We start from the raw sequence: 16,337 nt of genomic DNA on the forward strand, positions 1-16,337 counted from the left end.
CATGGCCATGTCGGGCACTGCATCCGCCGATTACCGCGGTGACAGAGATGAGACAGGGGCAACCTTGACCAAGAAGGTCAAGGCAGAAGTCGATGTGGAATACGAAGGCAGGGTCAATGTCGGCGGCTACATCAACGTCAACAAACTCGGCATGGCCGTCGTGGACAACCAGCAGTCCAGTTCCATGATAGGCACCGCCAATACAAGAACGGAGAACACGAGCAAGATCGACGGCTCGTTCAAGGGTGCATCCGGTAACATCGGCGCCAACGTCGCAGCCGGTGACTCCAACGTACAGGGCAACAGCGCTTCCCTGGCCGCCTATGACGAGGTCGATGCCGAGTTCATCATGGGTCGTGGTCAACAACAACACGGCGCCCCTGGCGGATCGTCGGATGCCGAGGTCTTCTCCACCCAGAGCGCCAGCAACAACTGGACGACCAATCACGGCCATCAGAACAAGGCCGGTGTGGGCGATGGGGCCTTCAAGGATGCCGCAGGCAACATCGGGGTCAACGTGACCTCGGGCTCGGGTAACGTCCAGGCCAACAACATGGCAGCCTCCGTGTCCACCGGCAACATGGCCGTGGCCACCGTGGCCAACAGCCAGAGCGTCTCCAAGAACATGACCGAAAACCAAAGCCTGAGTGCAACCAAGACGGTTGACAAGGCAGGTGTGTTCCTCGGTCTCAAGGCTTGGGGCGATTACGAGGGGGGCGGTACCGGTCATGATGTCAAGAAAGGACATGGCCACGACAATGACAACGACAGGTACGGCAACAACAACCCGAAAGATGATGGCAAGTTCGAGTTCAAAGAAGAGGGTGACATCAAGCTCAGTGGGTACGCCGTCGGGTATATTCCCGTGGTCAATACCTACACCAGCCGCGAAACCTTCAACCGGGCAACCATCGATGGCGGCGCCTTCAACGGTGCCGTGGGCAACATCGGGGTGAACGTCTCCTCGGGGACCAACAACCTGCAAGCGAACAATCTCTCGCTGGCCGCAGGGTTTGCCAAGTAAGTCGATACGAGGGGGCCCAGTGCCCCCTTTTTCCCTGACACTGGAGGTCTGAATGCGCTGGCTGTTGCTGTTGCTGTGCTGTCCTGCCGTCTGGGCAGGCTCGGTGCCACTGGGGGAGCATCTCCCGGCGCTGGGGGATCTCAACAAACCGGTGCAGAGCATTCTGGAGCGCCGGTACGCCAACATCGAGCGCCAACATACGGATTTCAGTTGCGGGGCCGCCGCCGTCGCCACCATCTTGCGCTACGCCTACGGCCATGCAACCAATGAACGCTGGGTCATGGATGGCATGCTTGCCATGGCAGACCCGGAGCAGGTCAAGCATTACGGCTTCTCCATGCTCGACATGAAGCAGTACCTGCAAATGCTCGGCATGCGGGTCAGAGGGTATCGACTGGGCGATGAAAAACTGCGCCAGGTGAGGGTGCCCACCATCGTCCTGCTCAACATTCGCGGCTATCAGCACTTTGCCGTGCTGCGGGCCATCGATCGCCATGATCGCGTCTATCTGGCAGACCCGGCCCTCGGCAACCGGGTGATCACGTTCAAGGAGTTCAAGGAGAGCTGGAACGGCATCCTCCTCGCCGTCATCGGCGCTGGCTATCGTCCCGATGCCCCCCTTGCCAACCCCTCTCCCCCGCTCTCTGTCAGAGGCAAGGATGGGCTCTTCGCCCCGGTCAATGAAACATCCCTGCTGGAATTCGGTTTTCAGCACAAAGAGCTAATGTGAGGTCATCATGAATACCCGACCCGCCCTATGCCTCCTCTGCAGCCTGGGTGGCATCGCCTCTCCGCTGCTGGCAGCACCGGACCCGCTGGCCCATCTGTCAGACCACTTTGCGCCCGAACTGGCGGACGGGGAGCTGGCCCACCTGCGCGGCCGCTATGTCAGCAGCCATGGCATCAGCTACTTCGGCATCGAGTTCATCTCGTCACTGACCACGGCCCAGGCCCAGCAGACGGCGGCCATGAACCTGGCGCTGAGCATTGTGCAAAACAAACCCAAGCTGGATGTGCGCGTCAAGGATGAGGTCAAGCCCGCGGCCACGCCCGCCAAGGAGGCCCAGGTGCAGGGGGCCGGGCTGGTGCAGGTCGTTCAACTGGAGGGGAGTGGCAACAGCTCGGTCAACCAGGCCGGTATTGAACTGACCACCCCGACCATGACGGGACACCTGGTTCAGGCGGGCAGCTACGAGCACCAGGGCGATCTTGGTACCGCCACCTATCGGGTCTCGGGGAATTATGCCGGCTTGCAACTACACTCTTCCGACGGCCGGGTCCTGCTGGAGCAGAGCCTGCGCGGTACCGACTTCAGCCGGGGGCTGCTGCAGTTCAACAAGGTCAGGGGGGACGGTTTGCAGACGCTCAATCAGACCCGCATCTGGTTTTCGCGCTGAGAGCAGGTGAGTTCCCGGGGCTGAACTATAAGAAAGGATGATAAACAACAAGGACGTATCCCGATGAAACAGTCTCGCATGCTGTTGATTGCCCTCGCCCCCTTCGCCTGCTGGGGGGCCACGGCCGAAGAGGAGGCCCTGCAACAACAGCTGGATCTCCTGCGCCAGCAACTGATCCAGCAAAATCAGGCCCTTCATCAGCTCCAGGCCCGCCTGGAGGCCGTCAAGGCCGCCGGTGCCACGACGGCAACCGCCGGGGTCGGAGCCGGGGCCGCCGTCGCCTCCACCCAGCAGGACGCCTCACGGCGCACGCCGGAGGTCGGCCGCAGTACCGAAGACCTGATGATCGAACAGCACAATGTGTTCGACCGCGCCCTGACCGTCGATGTGGGCCTCTCCTACCAGCACTACAACCGCAAGGATCTCGCCCTGCGCGGCTTCCTCGCCCTGGACGCCATCTTCCTTGGCGAAATCAACCTGGATCGGGTGCGCTCCGATCAGTGGACGGCGGATGTCATCACCCGCTACACCCTCAACGATCGCTGGCAACTGGAGCTGGCCCTCCCCTACATGTTCCGCAACACCAACTACCAGAGCACCGGCAAGGAGAACTCCAGCCGCGACTTCGAGGAGCAGAGCGTCAGCGATGGCGGTCTGGGGGATCTCAGCCTCGCCATCTACTACAGGGTCATGGCAGAGAGCGAGGATTGGCCGGATCTGGTGTGGAACTTCCGGGCCAAGGCGCCGACCGGCAAGGATCCTTACGGCATCGAGATCAACACCTCGGAATCGGGCAACCTGGTGACCCCCAAGGAGCTCGCCACCGGCAACGGGCTCTGGCAGCTCTCCACCGGCTTCTCCCTGGTCAAGACCATGGATCCCGCCATCCTGTTTGCCAGCCTCAACTATGGCCACAGCCTCAAGCAGGACTTTGACGATATCTCCTACCAGCCCGGCAACCAGCCCGGCAGCATCCAGCTGGGGGACTGGTATGAATATGGCCTGGGGGTCGCATTCGCCCTCAACGAACGCTTCAGCCTCTCCTTCAACATCAACCAGCGCGTCACCATGGAGTCCGAGCAGGGGTCCGAAGGCTTTGCCATGGAGAAGGTCACCGGCTCCGATGCCAACGCCGCCAGCTTTGGCATGGGGTCGACCTGGGCCATCACCGACAACCTCTCCATGGCGGTCAACTGGTCTGCCGGGCTCACCACGGACGCACCGGACTACACCATCGGGATCCGCTTCCCCTACCGCTTCTAGCCCCGTCAGGACCCCGGCAGGTTGACGGCAAAAAACGAGGGAGGCATAACGCCTCCCTCTTCTTGTTGCCGCCAGCCTGCCTGGCGGGCCATCGGTGACATCACACCCCCAGGCGATCGCGCAGGGTGTACCAGGCGGCGCCGGCGGCGGTGAAGGGGATGCGCAGCAGGCGGCCACCCGGGAAGGGGTAGTGCGGCAGCCTGGCGAACGCATCGAAGCGCTCCGCCTGACCGCTCAGCACCTCGGAGAGCAGCTTGCCCGCCAGATGGGTACAGGTGACGCCGTGACCGCTGTAGCCCTGCATGTAGTAGATGTTGTGACCGATGCGGCCAAACTGCGGCAGGCGCGACAGGGTAAGCAGGAAGTTGCCGGTCCAGGTGTACTCCACCTTGACGTCGGCCAGCTGCGGGAAGGTCTTGAGCATCTTGGGGATGATCAGCCGCTCGATGTCCGCCGGATCCCGCGCCCCGTAGACCACGCCGCCGCCATAGATGAGCCGGTGATCGCCGGAGGTGCGGTAGTAGTCGAGCAGGTAGTTGCAATCCTCCAGGCAGTAGTTTTGCGGCAGCAGCGAGCGGGCCCGCTCCTCCCCCAGCACCTCGGTGGCGATCACCTGGGTGCCGCAGGGCATGCTCTTGCCGGCGAGCTCGGGCACCAGGTTGCCGAGATAGGCGTTGCCGGCCACCACGATAAAGCGTGCCTTCACCGCCCCCTTGGCGGTCTTGACCAACGCCGGCTGACCCGGCGTGATGCTGGTGACGGCGGACTGCTCGAAGATAAGCCCCCCCTGCATGCGGATGGCTTCCGCCTCCCCCAGCGCCAGGTTGAGGGGATGGATATGGCCGCCGCTCTTGTCCAGCAGGGCGCCGACGTAACGATCGCTCGCGACCACCTCGCGCACCCCGTCGGCATCGAGCAGCTCCAGCTGGTCGTTGCCCCACTTCTCCCAGCGCGCCTTCTGCGCCTTGAGTTCGTGAAGCTGCTTCTCGGTCTCGGCGGCAAAGACCCCGCCCTCCTGCAGATCGCACTGGATGTTGTAGCGCTTGATCCGCTCGCGGATGATCTGGCCCCCCTCAAACAGCATGGAGCCGAGCAGCCTGGCCTGATCCGGCGGGCAGTTCGCTTCGATGGTGTCGATGTCGCGGCTGTAGGAGTTGACGATCTGGCCGCCGTTGCGGCCGCTGGCGCCAAAGCCGACTCGCGCGGCCTCCAGCACCACCACCTTGTACCCCTTCTCCACCAGATGCAGCGCACTGGAGAGGCCGGTATACCCCGCCCCGATGACGCAGACGTCGCACTCCAGCTGCTCGGTGAGCGTGGGATAGGGCGCGTGTTTGTTGGCACTGGCTGCGTAGTAACTCTTTACATGTTCGGTCATGATCCCTGTTTCCTTACCGGTTCGTTTCCAACACAACGGGTTGTTCACATTAAAAGCTGGCCGGGGTGTGAGCGCTGACGATGCGGCAGACCTGCCCCGAGGGATTGCTGAAACTGTGGGGCTCGCCGGTGTCGATGACATAGCTGTCCCCGGCGCACAGTTCATAGGTCTGGCCAGCCAGGGTCAGCAGCACCGACCCTTCCAGCACGGTGCCCACCTCCTCCCCCTGATGCTTCACCACGCCGCCGGTGTCGGTGCCGGGGGCATAGGTCTCCAGCATGAAGCCGAGCTGGCGCCGATTGTTGCCGTTGTGCACCAGCTTCATGGAGACCCCCTGGCTGCCGAGCTCGATGAGCTGCTCCGCCTTGATCACCACGCTGGGCGTGCTCGCCACCTCCTCTTCGGCGAAGAAGCGCGACAACGGCAGCTCGTAGACGCTCAGCAGCTTTTGCAGGGAGGCCACCGAGGGGCTCACCTTGTTCTGCTCTATCATGCAGATGGCGCCGTGGGTCAGGCCGCTCAGCTCCGCCACCCGGCGCTGGGAGAGCCCGAGCTCCCTGCGGATCCGGGCGAGCCGCTCCCCCATGTTTCTCTCGTGCTCCGCCAGGGGGTTGTCCGTCATGGTCCGCCACCGGACCTCGCCACGGGATTGCTCCATCGCCCATCTCCTTCCATGGTCATTCGAATACCTGGTGCAGCCTGGTCAATATAGTGAGTCAGGCACGTCAGCCCCGTTCACTATCCTGCACAACCCAGGGTGTTCATTATTTTGCACACCCTGCGCGATGAAAACCGCTACAATCGCGCTCACAGCCCCATTTCTAGCATGTGACGCCCAGTTCACTCAAATATATTTAACACTTGAAAAACATTTCGGCTCATTTTATGGTCGTTACGTGCTTATTATTCTATACGGCGGTGCCCACATAAACGCGCCACCCAGACCCACTATCGAGGCCCCTTACTTATGTCAGCATCACAACCTGCTCTCTCCCTGATCAAATCCCTGGCCTATGTCGACGGCCGCTGGTGCGAGTCCCTGGGCGGGCGCCGGTTCGAGGTCCTGAACCCGGCCACCGGCCAGGTCATCACCCAGGTGCCCGACATGGACGGGGAGGACACCCGCCTCGCCATCGCGGCCGCCCACGCGGCGCAACCCGCCTGGGCGGCCCTCACCGCCAAGGAGCGCAGCAGCAAACTCTACGCCTGGTTCGAGCGCATCATGGCCAACCAGGAGGAGCTCGCCCGCATCATGACCTGCGAGCAGGGCAAGCCGCTGGCGGAAGCCAAAGGAGAGGTGGCCTACGGCGCCAGCTTCATCCAGTGGTTCGCGGAAGAGGGCAAGCGTGCCTATGGCCGCACCATCCCCGGCTTCTCCGCCGATCGGCGCCTGGCCACCATCAAGCAGCCGGTGGGGGTCGTGGCCGCCATCACTCCCTGGAACTTCCCCATCGCCATGATCACCCGCAAAGCGGGTCCGGCGCTGGCCGCCGGTTGCACCATCGTCATCAAGCCCGCCGCCGAAACGCCCCTCTGCGCCCTGGCGCTGGCGGTACTGGCGGAGCAGGCGGGCATTCCCGCCGGGGTCATCAACATCGTCACCTCCCATCAGGCGAGCGCGGTGGGCAACGAGCTGTGCAGCAACCCCGTGGTGCGCAAGCTCTCCTTCACCGGCTCCACCCGCATCGGCAAACTGCTGATGCGCCAGTGCGCCGACACCATGAAGCGCCTCTCCCTGGAGCTGGGCGGCAACGCCCCCTTCATCGTCTTTGACGACGCCGACCTCGACGCCGCCGTGGCCGGGGCTCTGGCCTCCAAATACCGCAACGCCGGCCAGACCTGTGTCTGCGCCAACCGCATCCTGGTGCAGGCCAGCGTCTATGACGCCTTCGCCGAGAAGCTCGCCGCCGCGGTCAAGGCCTTCAAGGTGGGGGACGGCATGGGCGAGGGCGTCCAGATCGGGCCCCTCATCAACCCGGCCGCCGCCAGCAAGGTGGCCGAGCTGGTGCAGCAATCGGTCGCCGCCGGTGCCCGGGTGCTGGTGGGGGGCGACGCCCACCCCGCCGGTCCCCTCTTCTATCACCCCACCATCCTGACCGGGGTCACCCGGGGCAACCCCATTCTGGACGAGGAGATCTTCGGGCCCGTCGCCCCCCTGGTGCGCTTCGAAACGGAAGCCGAGGCCATTGCGCTTGCCAACGACACCCCCTATGGCCTGGCCGCCTACTTCTATGGCCGCGACATCGCCCGGGTGTGGCGAGTGGCCGAGGGGCTCGAATACGGCATGGTGGGGATCAACGAGGGGATCATCTCCACCGAACTGGCCCCCTTTGGCGGGATCAAGGAGTCGGGGCTGGGCCGGGAAGGGGCGGCCGAAGGGCTGGAGGAGTACCTGGAGACCAAATACCTCTGCTTTGGCGGCATTCGCTGAGGGGAGTGAAGGGGCAATCGCATCGTTAAAACAGATGCGTTATGACACAGCCCATCGCTTTTACAGATAGAAAGAGGGGGCCGCCGGTCACGACCGAGCGCCTTGTGGGCCCTGAGGGCACACCCGGGGCCCCCTTTTGCGAACAGGCCGCCCTGCCCGAGGGCAGTTGGCGGCACACATATGGCCAAATGGCACAGGAACAGCGGGGGCCCATGCCCCTCAGGGAGGAAAAATGAGTCATTCAAGCAACAACCAGCAGTGGCAGGCCCGCCGCGAAGCGGCCGTGGTCCAGGGGGTCGGCACCCTGCTGCCGGTCTTCATCGACCGGGCGCACAACGCCGAGCTGTGGGACGTGGAGGGCAACCGCTACATCGACTTTGCCTCCGGCATCGCCGTGCTCAACACCGGCCACAACCACCCCAAGGTGGTGGCGGCGGTGCGCGAGCAGCTCGAGAAGTTCAGCCACACCTGCTTCCAGGTCACCCCCTACTCCGGCTATATCGAGCTGGCGGAAAAATTGAATGCCCTGGTGCCCGGCCCCACCCCCAAGCGCACCCTCTTCCTCTCTACCGGCGCCGAGGCGGTGGAGAACGCCATCAAGATCGCCCGCGCCCACACCGGTCGCAGCGGCACCATCGCCTTCAAGGGGGGCTTCCACGGCCGCACCATGATGGGCATGGCCCTCACCGGCAAGGTGGTGCCCTACAAGACCGGCTTCGGCCCCTTCCCGGGGGAGGTCTATCACCTCCCCTTCCCCGCCGATTACCTGGGAGTGAGTGAAGACGATGCCCTGGCCGCGCTGGATCTCTGCTTCAGCGCCGACATCGAACCCACCCGGGTGGCCGCCATCATCATCGAGCCGGTGCAGGGGGAAGGGGGCTTCTACCCCGCCTCCGCCAGCTTCATGCAGCGCCTGCGCCAGGTGTGCGACCAGCACGGCATCCTGCTCATCTGCGACGAGATCCAGACCGGTTTCTGTCGCACCGGCAAGACCTTCGCCACCGAATACAGCGGTGTCGAACCCGACATCATGACGCTGGCCAAGAGCCTGGCCGGCGGCTTCCCGCTCTCTGCCGTGGTGGGCAAGAGCGAGGTGATGAACGCCGCCAAGCCCGGTGGCCTGGGGGGCACCTATGCGGGCTCCCCCATCGCCTGCGCCGCCGCCCTGGCAGTGCTGGAGGTGATCGAGGAGGAGCGCCTGAACCAGAAGGCCCTGGCCCAGGGGGAGCAGATCAAGGCACGCCTGCACCAGCTGGCGACACGGTTTGACTGCATCGGCAACATCCGCGGCCCCGGCGCCATGGTGGCCATGGAGCTGGTGAAGGAGGGGGATGCCGAAAGACCGGACCCGGATCTCACCAAGCGGCTGGTGGCCGAGGCGGGCAAGCGGGGGCTGGTGCTGCTGGCCTGCGGCGTGCGTGGCAACGTGATCCGTTTCCTCGCTCCCCTGACCGCCCCGGCAGCCATCGTCGACGAGGGGCTGGACCTGCTGGAGCAGGCCCTGTCCGCCTCCCTGGCCTGATCCGGAAGAGCGCGTTCGCCCACGTGCAAAAAAATGCGTTTTTGCTCCCTTGATATGCTTGTCAAGGGGGCATCACGAATGCACAATGCGCCGCCGTATTCAAGGACCGTCCGCTCATCGGAGCCCGGTTCTTTTTTTGCGCCAAACAAATCCATAACGAGGCCGGAACAGACCGGAAATGATAACGAGGTGGCACGCCATCTCACGACACCCGCTTCTTAGTGAGGAACTCCATGGGGCATATCATCGCTTTCCTGCCGGCCCGCGCCGGTCTGCGCCATCCGTCCGCATCCCGGACTGGCGCCCCCACCGTGCAGGATGACCTCACCGTCAGCCTGATCCCGTCAGCCAGCCTGCGGGGGATCGCCTGATGCACCCGCACCCCGCCGGTCTGAAAAAAAGCCTGAAACTCTGGCACGTGGTCATCATGGGGCTGGCCTATCTCACCCCCATGGCGGTGTTCGACACCTTCGGCATCGTCACCGAGATCACCGAAGGCCATGTGCCGACCGCCTACCTGCTCGCCCTCATCGGCATGCTGTTCACCGCCATGAGCTACGGCCACCTGGTGCGCAAGTTCCCCTCGGCAGGCTCCGCCTACACCTATGCCCAGAAGGTGTTCCACCCCTATGTGGGTTTCATGGTGGGCTGGGTCTCCCTGCTCGACTACATGTTCATGCCCATGATCAACATGCTGCTGGCCAAGATCTACATGGAGGCCCTCTTCCCCGGCGTGGCCCCCTGGACCTACATCCTGGCCCTGGCCGCCGTCATGACCTTCCTGAACCTGCGGGGCATCAAGCTGGTGGCGAACTTCAACAGCCTGATCGTCATCATGCAGTTCAGCATCATCGCCGTCTTCATCGGCCTCATCGCCTGGGGCGTGAGCCACGGCGAGGGGCTCGGCACGGTGGCGAGCAGCCGCCCCTTCTTCTCCGAGCAGATGCACATCAATCCCCTGCTGACCGGCGCCTCCATCCTCTGCCTGTCGTTCCTCGGGTTTGACGCCATCACCACCCTGTCGGAGGAGACCCCGAACGCGGATCGGGTGATCCCCCGGGCCATCGTGCTCACCGCCCTCATCGGCGGCGTGCTCTTCATCTCGGTCTCCTACTTCCTGCAGCTCTTCTTCCCGGACATCTCCCGCTTCCAGCAGCCGGATGCGGTGCTGCCGGAGATCGCCCTCTATGTGGGCGGCAAGCTGTTCCAGGCGGTGGTGCTGGTCTGCACCACGGTGGCGGTGCTCGCCTCGGGGCTCGCCTCCCACGCCGGGGTGTCGCGCCTGCTCTACGTGATGGGCCGGGATCGCGCCCTGCCGAGCCGCGTCTTCGGCTACATCCACCCCACCTGGCAGACCCCGGCTCTCAACGTGCTGCTGGTGGGCATGCTGGCCCTCTCGGCGGTGGTCTTCGATCTGGAGATGGCGCTGGCGCTCATCAACTTCGGCGCCCTGGTGGCCTTCACCTTCGTCAACCTGGCGGTGATTGCCCACTTCTATCTCAGGCTGGGTCACAACAAGACCCTGAAGGATCACCTGCTGTTCCTCGCCCTGCCCCTGTGCGGCGCCGCCTGCATCGGGGTGCTCTGGCTCAACCTGGAGCCCGCCTCCTTCGAGCTGGGGCTGATCTGGGCCGCCCTCGGTGCCATCTACCTGCTGCTGCGCCTCACCGTGTTCCGGGTCCGCCTCGGCCGCCCCGAGCAGGACGCCTCCTGAGCGAAACCGGCGCCCTCAGGGCGCCGGTTTCGCATGGCGGCAAAGCAGGGTCCCGCCTGATGACAAGGTTGTCATCGACTTTCCGGCTGCGGTGGCGAAGTGATCGCTCACGGGGGGAACAAATTCCCCGCTGACGGCCTTTTTCACTTGTCTCCTCCCCCCCCTGAGGGCACAATACGGCGCCCCTTGAGAGCCGATGTTTCAACAACATCGGTTCTTTGCTTTTCTGGGGCACACCACCATTCACCAAGAGGCCGGCCATGTGCCGGAATTGATACCCAGATTGCCAAGCAATCTCCCGACGTTGTGAGGAAAAACATGGGGCATTTCACTGCTTTCCTGCCGGTCCCCGCCGGCGTGCGCCACGCATCTGTGCCACAGATGGGCGCCCCCTGTGTCCAGCGACGCGTTCCCGCGTCCCTGATCCCGTCCTATCTCGCCCACGGGGCCTGTGCAGAGGAGAAAGCGTGATGGCCGGTGCCAAGCTGCTCAAGACCCTCACCCTGTTCCAGGTCGTGGTGATGGGTCTGGCTTACCTCACGCCCATGGCGGTATTCGATACCTTCGCCATCGTCGGTGACATCACGGATGGTCGCGTGGCCACCGCCTACCTGCTGGCGCTCGGCGGCATCCTGCTGACCGCGTTCAGCTACGGCCACCTGGTGCGCCGCTTCCCGTCCGCAGGCTCCGCCTACACCTATGCCCAGAAGGTGTTCCACCCCTACGTGGGCTTCATGGTGGGCTGGTCTTCCCTGCTGGACTACATGTTCATGCCGATGATCAACATCCTGCTGGCCAAGATCTACCTGACCGCCATGTTCCCCACCGTGGAGCCCTGGATCTTCATCTTCGGTCTGGTGACCGTGATGACCTTCCTGAACCTGCGCGGCATCAAGCTGGTGGCGAACCTCAACGGCTTCATCGTCTTCATCCAGATCGCCATCATCGTCACCTTCCTCGGCCTCATCGCCTGGGGCCTGAGTCACGGTGAAGGGGCCGGCACCCTGATGAGCAGCCGTCCGTTCCATGTGGAGTCTGCCAGCATGCTGCCGCTGTTCACCGGCGCCACCATCCTCTGCTTCTCGTTCCTGGGCTTCGACGGCCTGAGCTCCCTCTCCGAAGAGACCCCGAATGCCGGCAAGGTGATCCCCCGTGCCATCGTGCTGACGGCCCTCATCGGCGGCATCATCTTCGTCACCGTCTCCTACAGCCTGCAGCTCTTCTTCCCGGATCTGGCCCGCTTCAAGGAGCCGGACGCCGTGCTGCCGGAGATCGCCCTCTACGTGGGTGGCACCCTGTTCCAGAGCGTGGTGCTGGTGTGCACCACCGCGGCCGTGCTCGCCTCCGGCATGGCGGCCCACGCCGGCGTGTCGCGCATCCTCTACGTGATGGGTCGCGATCGCATGATCCCGGAGCGGGTGTTCGGCTATATCCACCCCACCTGGCGCACCCCGGCCATCAACGTGCTGCTGGTGGGGGCCCTGGCCCTCTCCGCGGTCTCCTTCGATCTGGACATGGCCCTGGCCCTGGTGAACTTCGGCGCCCTGGTGGCCTTCACCTTCGTCAACCTCTCGGTGATCGGCCAGTTCTGGGTGCGCGAGAAGCGCAACAAGAGCCTCAAGGAGCACCTGCTGTTCCTGGTGCTGCCGCTGCTGGGGGCCGCCACCATCGGCGCCCTCTGGATCAACCTGGAGCAGAGCTCCCTGGAGCTTGGCCTCATCTGGGCGGGGATAGGGGTCACCTACCTCTTCCTGCGCCTCGCCGTGTTCCGCATCCCCTTCCGTCAGTACGAGGAAGCGGCCGACGGCCAGTAAGCCATCTCGATCGCAAGATGCGAAGAGGGGAGCCCACGGGCTCCCCTCTCTTGTTTGCACGACGCATCGCCTTCTGCCGGGTTTCCCCTCAGTAGGTGCCCGTCTTGCGCAGCACGGCGCGGCCCGCCGCCTTGGCGGGATCGTCCACCACGTTCTCGACTCGCTGCTGGGTGTTCTTCGCCTTGTTGTAGGTCTCGCCCACACCGGCAGCCTCGGCGGCCTTGCGCTTGGCGTAGTCACCGGGATTGTCCACCGCATTCTCGACCCGCTGCTGGGTGTTCTTGGCCTTGTAGTAGGCGTCATCCACGCCGGTGGCCTGGGCCGCCTTGCGCTTGGCATAGCCAGCGGGATCGTTGACCGCGTTGTCCACACGCTGTTTGGCGCTCTGCGCGGAGCAATGGCTGTTGATCCCGGTCGCGCTGTTGACGGCCGAGCCGATCGCCACGTCTTTGGAGCTGCAATCGGAGGGCAGCACGGCGGCATGAGAGGAGAGAGAGGCCATCGCCAGGGGCAGGAGAAGAAGGGACCAATGTTTCATGACAGACTCGCAATTACTGATTAAATGACGAGGCAGTCTACTCCCATTGACTGAGTGGCGGCACAGGATCCACCAGTGGATGGCACCCCGTCCGTCAGTTTCTAACGCATTCCTACATTCGACAGACCAATTCACTTAAAACAACAAAATAATCAGAATTAATCACTACCTTCCCATCTGGCCCGCCAATCCCGAGCCCCCTGTCATCAAATCATCATCAAAGTGTCACTTTGTCATATTTCTGTCATAGAGCACTGCTGTAATGCGCCCGTCCAATTCAACGCAGACGTCCCAAGAGGCACCATGCAAAGCAAACCGTCATCCCCGCAGACCCGCGCTACCGGCCCCCTGTTCAACTGGCTAGCGGTGATCACTTTTGTTTACCTGATCCTGGTCGCCGTCGGGGCCGTCTCACACGGCTTTAAAGGGTTCTCCGGCGGCGCCGAGGGCGCGGCCCAGATCTTCGCCTTCGCCAACAACCCCTTCGTCGCGCTGCTGCTCGGCATCCTGGCCACCGCCCTGGTGCAATCCTCCAGTACCGTCACCTCCGTCATCGTCGGCCTGGTGGCGGGCGGCCTGCCCATGAGCATGGCCATCCCCATGGTGATGGGGGCCAACCTCGGTACCACCATCACCAACACCATCGTCTCCCTGGGCCATATCCGTGACAGGGGCGAGTTCCGCCGCGCCTTCGCCGCCGCCACCGTGCACGACTTCTTCAACCTGCTGGCGGTCTTCATCTTCCTGCCGCTGGAATTGATGTTCGGTCTGCTGCAAAAGAGCGCCGAGTGGCTGTCCGGTCTGCTGATGGGCTCCGCCGACATGTCCATGAAGGGCATGGACTTCATGAAGCCCCTCATCTCCCCGTCCCTGGATCTCATCGACAGCGCCGTCGCCTTCCTGCCGGGCAAGGGCCCCGCCATCGCCACCATTCTCATCGGGATTCTGCTGATCCTCGGCTGCGTCACCGCCCTCGGCAAGGTGCTGCAACGGGTCATGGTGGGCCGTGCCAAGGAGCTGCTGCACAAGGCCCTGGGCCGTGGCCCGCTCACCGGCATCGCCTCCGGCACCCTGGTGACCGTCATGGTACAGTCCTCCTCCACCACCACCAGCCTGATGATCCCCCTGGCGGGAGGCGGCGTGTTCAACACCCGTCAGCTCTATCCCTTCACCCTGGGGGCCAACATCGGCACCACCATCACGGCCCTGCTGGCGGCCACCGCCATCAGCGGCGCCGGCGCCCAGCTGGCCTTGACCATCGCCTTCGTGCATGTGCTGTTCAACCTCTTCGCCGTGGCGCTCATCTATGGCGTGCCCTTCCTGCGGGAGCTGCCCATCAAGGCCGCCGAAACCCTGGCCCGGGTCGGCAGCGAGAACAAGCTGCTGGCGCTGGGTTACGTGGCCGGGCTCTTCTTCGCCCTGCCCGCCCTGATGATGGTGGCCGTCAAGTAAATCCGAACCGGGGGCATCATGCCCCCGGTGCCTTGCCCGTCCGGTCACATCCTCCGGCATCCCCCCTCGCCCTCTCCCCCTGGCTGGGATAAGATGCCCCTTCATTGCACTCTGATTTCAAGGAACAGGAAAACCCGATGAAATTCATTCTGATAGCCCTTCTTATCGCCGGCGCCGCCTACTACTTCTACTCCAGCAGCAACAACCGGAAGCTGGCGGAAGAGAACGTGCGCAAGGGGGCCGAGTTCCTCGCCAGCAACCAGGAAAAGCCCCTGGTGACCACCACCGCCTCCGGCCTGCAGTACGAAGTGCTGACCCCGGGCACCGGCACCGTTCACCCCACCGCCACCAGCAAGGTGAAGGTGCACTACGAGGGCAAGCTGCTGGACGGCACCGTGTTCGACAGCTCCGTCGCCCGTGGCGAGCCCATCGAATTCGGCCTCAACCAGGTGATCAAGGGGTGGACCGAAGGGGTGCAACTGATGGTGGAAGGGGAGAAGACCCGCTTCTACATCCCCGCCAACCTGGCCTATGGCGACAGAGCCGCCGGCAAGATCCCGCCGGGCTCAGTCCTCATCTTCGACGTGGAGCTGCTGGGCATTCAATAAACTCGCCCGGGGCCCGCGTTGCTCTTGGCGGTGGCGCTGCGGGGCATCCCGTCAGAGGCCACGTCCGACGGACCCTGATCACAACGCCGGCGCACTGCGCCGGCGTTGTCGTTTCTGCCCCGGACTCCCTCGCCCTGATGCCAGACTATCAACCAAAAGTGAATAGTGCTTATCCATAAAGCCTGATTGTTAACCCATCAATAGGGGCAGATAATGACCACATCGTCAGCGGCATGTCGCCCTGGCCTCGGGTTGTCGGTGCGCCGCGCGCATCGGCACAACGCATATGGAGTCTGTCATGTCTATCGCCCCTGTCTGGTTCATCTCCCACGGCGCCCCGGATCTGGTCCTGCGCGATCAGCCCGCGACCCGGTTCCTGAAGCAACTGCGCCTCGAGGGTGCCAGAGGGCTGGTGGTGATCTCGGCCCACTGGTTCAGCCGAAGCGAGCTGCAGATCAACGTCGAGCCCAGCCCGGCCCTGATGTACGACTTCTACGGCTTCCCCGAGCCCCTCTACCAGATCCGCTGGCCCGCGACGAGCCCGCAATGGTTGCAGGAAGCGGTGAGCGATCAGCTGCTGCTGGCCGGCCTGCCCGCCACCCCGGTGCGCCGCGAGCTGGATCACGGGGTCTGGTCCCCCCTCTCCCTGATGGATCCGGACAGTGAACTCCCCCTGGTGCAGATCGCCATCCCGGCCAGCTTCACCCCGGCCCAGCTGTGGCAACTGGGGGAGGCATTGCAGGGGCTGCGCGAGCAAGGGATCGGCATCCTCGCCTCCGGCGCCATCACCCACAACCTGCGTGCCCTCGGGCCGGACGGCTCGCCGGTTCCCCAGTGGGCGAGCCAGTTTGCCCGCTGGCTGGAGCAGACCATGGCAGAGGGAGACAGGGGAGCGCTGGAAGAGTACCGGGCCCGGGCACCGGGCGCGGTGGAATCCCATCCCCATGACGATCACCTGCGCCCCCTGTTTGTGGCGCTCGGCGCGGCGGGGGCCGACAGACCGCGAAAGCTGCACGACAGCTGGGATTACGGCAGCCTCTACATGGGGGCCTACCAGTTCGGTTGAGGGCGGGGCGGCCAGGCCGCCCTGCTTGCCGTGCTCTCGCCGACGCGCGTGGAGAAATAGCGGACTCGTTATAGCCATTTTCCGGTAGAATGGCGGCCATTGGATGAGGCTTGGCAGGGATGGCTGTCGC

General features: G+C 64.0%; 15 protein-coding genes. 12 read left to right on the forward strand and 3 right to left on the reverse strand.

The features are described from left to right. Positions 1-64: 64 nt before the first annotated feature. The 4 genes from ACVDHI_RS02080 to ACVDHI_RS02095 all read left to right on the forward strand — a co-directional run bounded on the left by ACVDHI_RS02080 (position 65) and on the right by ACVDHI_RS02095 (position 3,684). Positions 65-1,024, forward strand: a complete 960-nt coding sequence (locus tag ACVDHI_RS02080; protein WP_010673558.1) for a hypothetical protein — start codon at positions 65-67, stop codon at positions 1,022-1,024. Positions 1,025-1,076: 52 nt separating this feature from the next. After that, positions 1,077-1,754 carry a C39 family peptidase gene (locus ACVDHI_RS02085; RefSeq protein WP_039039335.1) on the forward strand — a complete coding sequence of 226 codons (678 nt, stop codon included), beginning with the start codon at positions 1,077-1,079 and terminating at the stop codon, positions 1,752-1,754. Between the two features lie 7 nt (positions 1,755-1,761). Beyond that, positions 1,762-2,421, forward strand: a complete 660-nt coding sequence (locus ACVDHI_RS02090; RefSeq protein WP_039039334.1) for a hypothetical protein — start codon at positions 1,762-1,764, stop codon at positions 2,419-2,421. A gap of 63 nt (positions 2,422-2,484) precedes the next feature. Continuing rightward, positions 2,485-3,684, forward strand: coding sequence for a transporter (locus ACVDHI_RS02095; protein WP_041213311.1), 1,200 nt, complete (start codon positions 2,485-2,487; stop codon positions 3,682-3,684). A gap of 100 nt (positions 3,685-3,784) precedes the next feature. Here the strand turns inward: ACVDHI_RS02095 and ACVDHI_RS02100 are convergent, their stop codons facing one another. Together ACVDHI_RS02100 and puuR are read right to left on the reverse strand one after the other, a co-directional pair. Then, positions 3,785-5,062, reverse strand: a complete 1,278-nt coding sequence (locus tag ACVDHI_RS02100; RefSeq protein WP_103244474.1) for an NAD(P)/FAD-dependent oxidoreductase — start codon at positions 5,060-5,062, stop codon at positions 3,785-3,787. Between the two features lie 49 nt (positions 5,063-5,111). Beyond that, on the reverse strand, positions 5,112-5,720 hold the full coding sequence (puuR, locus tag ACVDHI_RS02105) for an HTH-type transcriptional regulator PuuR (RefSeq protein WP_029314011.1): 609 nt from the start codon (positions 5,718-5,720) through the stop codon (positions 5,112-5,114). A 309-nt stretch (positions 5,721-6,029) separates the two neighbouring features. Between puuR and ACVDHI_RS02110 the strand changes: the two genes are divergently transcribed. The 5 genes from ACVDHI_RS02110 (at position 6,030) to ACVDHI_RS02130 (ending at position 12,543) form a co-directional block, all read left to right on the forward strand. Continuing rightward, positions 6,030-7,493, forward strand: a complete 1,464-nt coding sequence (locus tag ACVDHI_RS02110) for an NAD-dependent succinate-semialdehyde dehydrogenase (RefSeq protein WP_010673552.1) — start codon at positions 6,030-6,032, stop codon at positions 7,491-7,493. 232 nt (positions 7,494-7,725) lie between these two features. Then, complete coding sequence (gene gabT, locus ACVDHI_RS02115; RefSeq protein ID WP_039039330.1) at positions 7,726-9,015, forward strand: 4-aminobutyrate--2-oxoglutarate transaminase; 1,290 nt, start codon at positions 7,726-7,728, stop codon at positions 9,013-9,015. Positions 9,016-9,248: 233 nt separating this feature from the next. Beyond that, on the forward strand, positions 9,249-9,386 hold the full coding sequence (locus tag ACVDHI_RS02120; RefSeq protein ID WP_164882979.1) for a hypothetical protein: 138 nt from the start codon (positions 9,249-9,251) through the stop codon (positions 9,384-9,386). Next, positions 9,386-10,729, forward strand: coding sequence for an APC family permease (locus tag ACVDHI_RS02125; RefSeq protein ID WP_039039329.1), 1,344 nt, complete (start codon positions 9,386-9,388; stop codon positions 10,727-10,729). The genes ACVDHI_RS02120 and ACVDHI_RS02125 overlap by 1 nt, the downstream gene beginning before the upstream one ends. Before the next feature lie 470 nt (positions 10,730-11,199). Further along, positions 11,200-12,543, forward strand: coding sequence for an APC family permease (locus ACVDHI_RS02130; RefSeq protein ID WP_039039328.1), 1,344 nt, complete (start codon positions 11,200-11,202; stop codon positions 12,541-12,543). Positions 12,544-12,631: 88 nt separating this feature from the next. Here the strand turns inward: ACVDHI_RS02130 and ACVDHI_RS02135 are convergent, their stop codons facing one another. Beyond that, a complete protein-coding gene (locus ACVDHI_RS02135) occupies positions 12,632-13,081 on the reverse strand; it encodes a hypothetical protein (protein ID WP_447211631.1) in 450 nt (149 codons plus the stop codon). 303 nt (positions 13,082-13,384) lie between these two features. Between ACVDHI_RS02135 and ACVDHI_RS02140 the strand changes: the two genes are divergently transcribed. The 3 genes from ACVDHI_RS02140 (at position 13,385) to ACVDHI_RS02150 (ending at position 16,207) form a co-directional block, all read left to right on the forward strand. After that, positions 13,385-14,533 (forward strand): Na/Pi symporter, encoded by a 1,149-nt coding sequence (locus ACVDHI_RS02140; RefSeq protein WP_447211632.1) that lies wholly within the window; start codon positions 13,385-13,387, stop codon positions 14,531-14,533. A gap of 137 nt (positions 14,534-14,670) precedes the next feature. After that, complete coding sequence (locus tag ACVDHI_RS02145) at positions 14,671-15,141, forward strand: FKBP-type peptidyl-prolyl cis-trans isomerase (protein ID WP_010673545.1); 471 nt, start codon at positions 14,671-14,673, stop codon at positions 15,139-15,141. A 298-nt stretch (positions 15,142-15,439) separates the two neighbouring features. Next, a complete protein-coding gene (locus ACVDHI_RS02150) occupies positions 15,440-16,207 on the forward strand; it encodes a DODA-type extradiol aromatic ring-opening family dioxygenase (protein ID WP_010673544.1) in 768 nt (255 codons plus the stop codon). The last annotated feature ends 130 nt before the right edge of the window (positions 16,208-16,337 follow it).

The organism is Aeromonas sp. 25-248, from assembly GCF_053005425.1.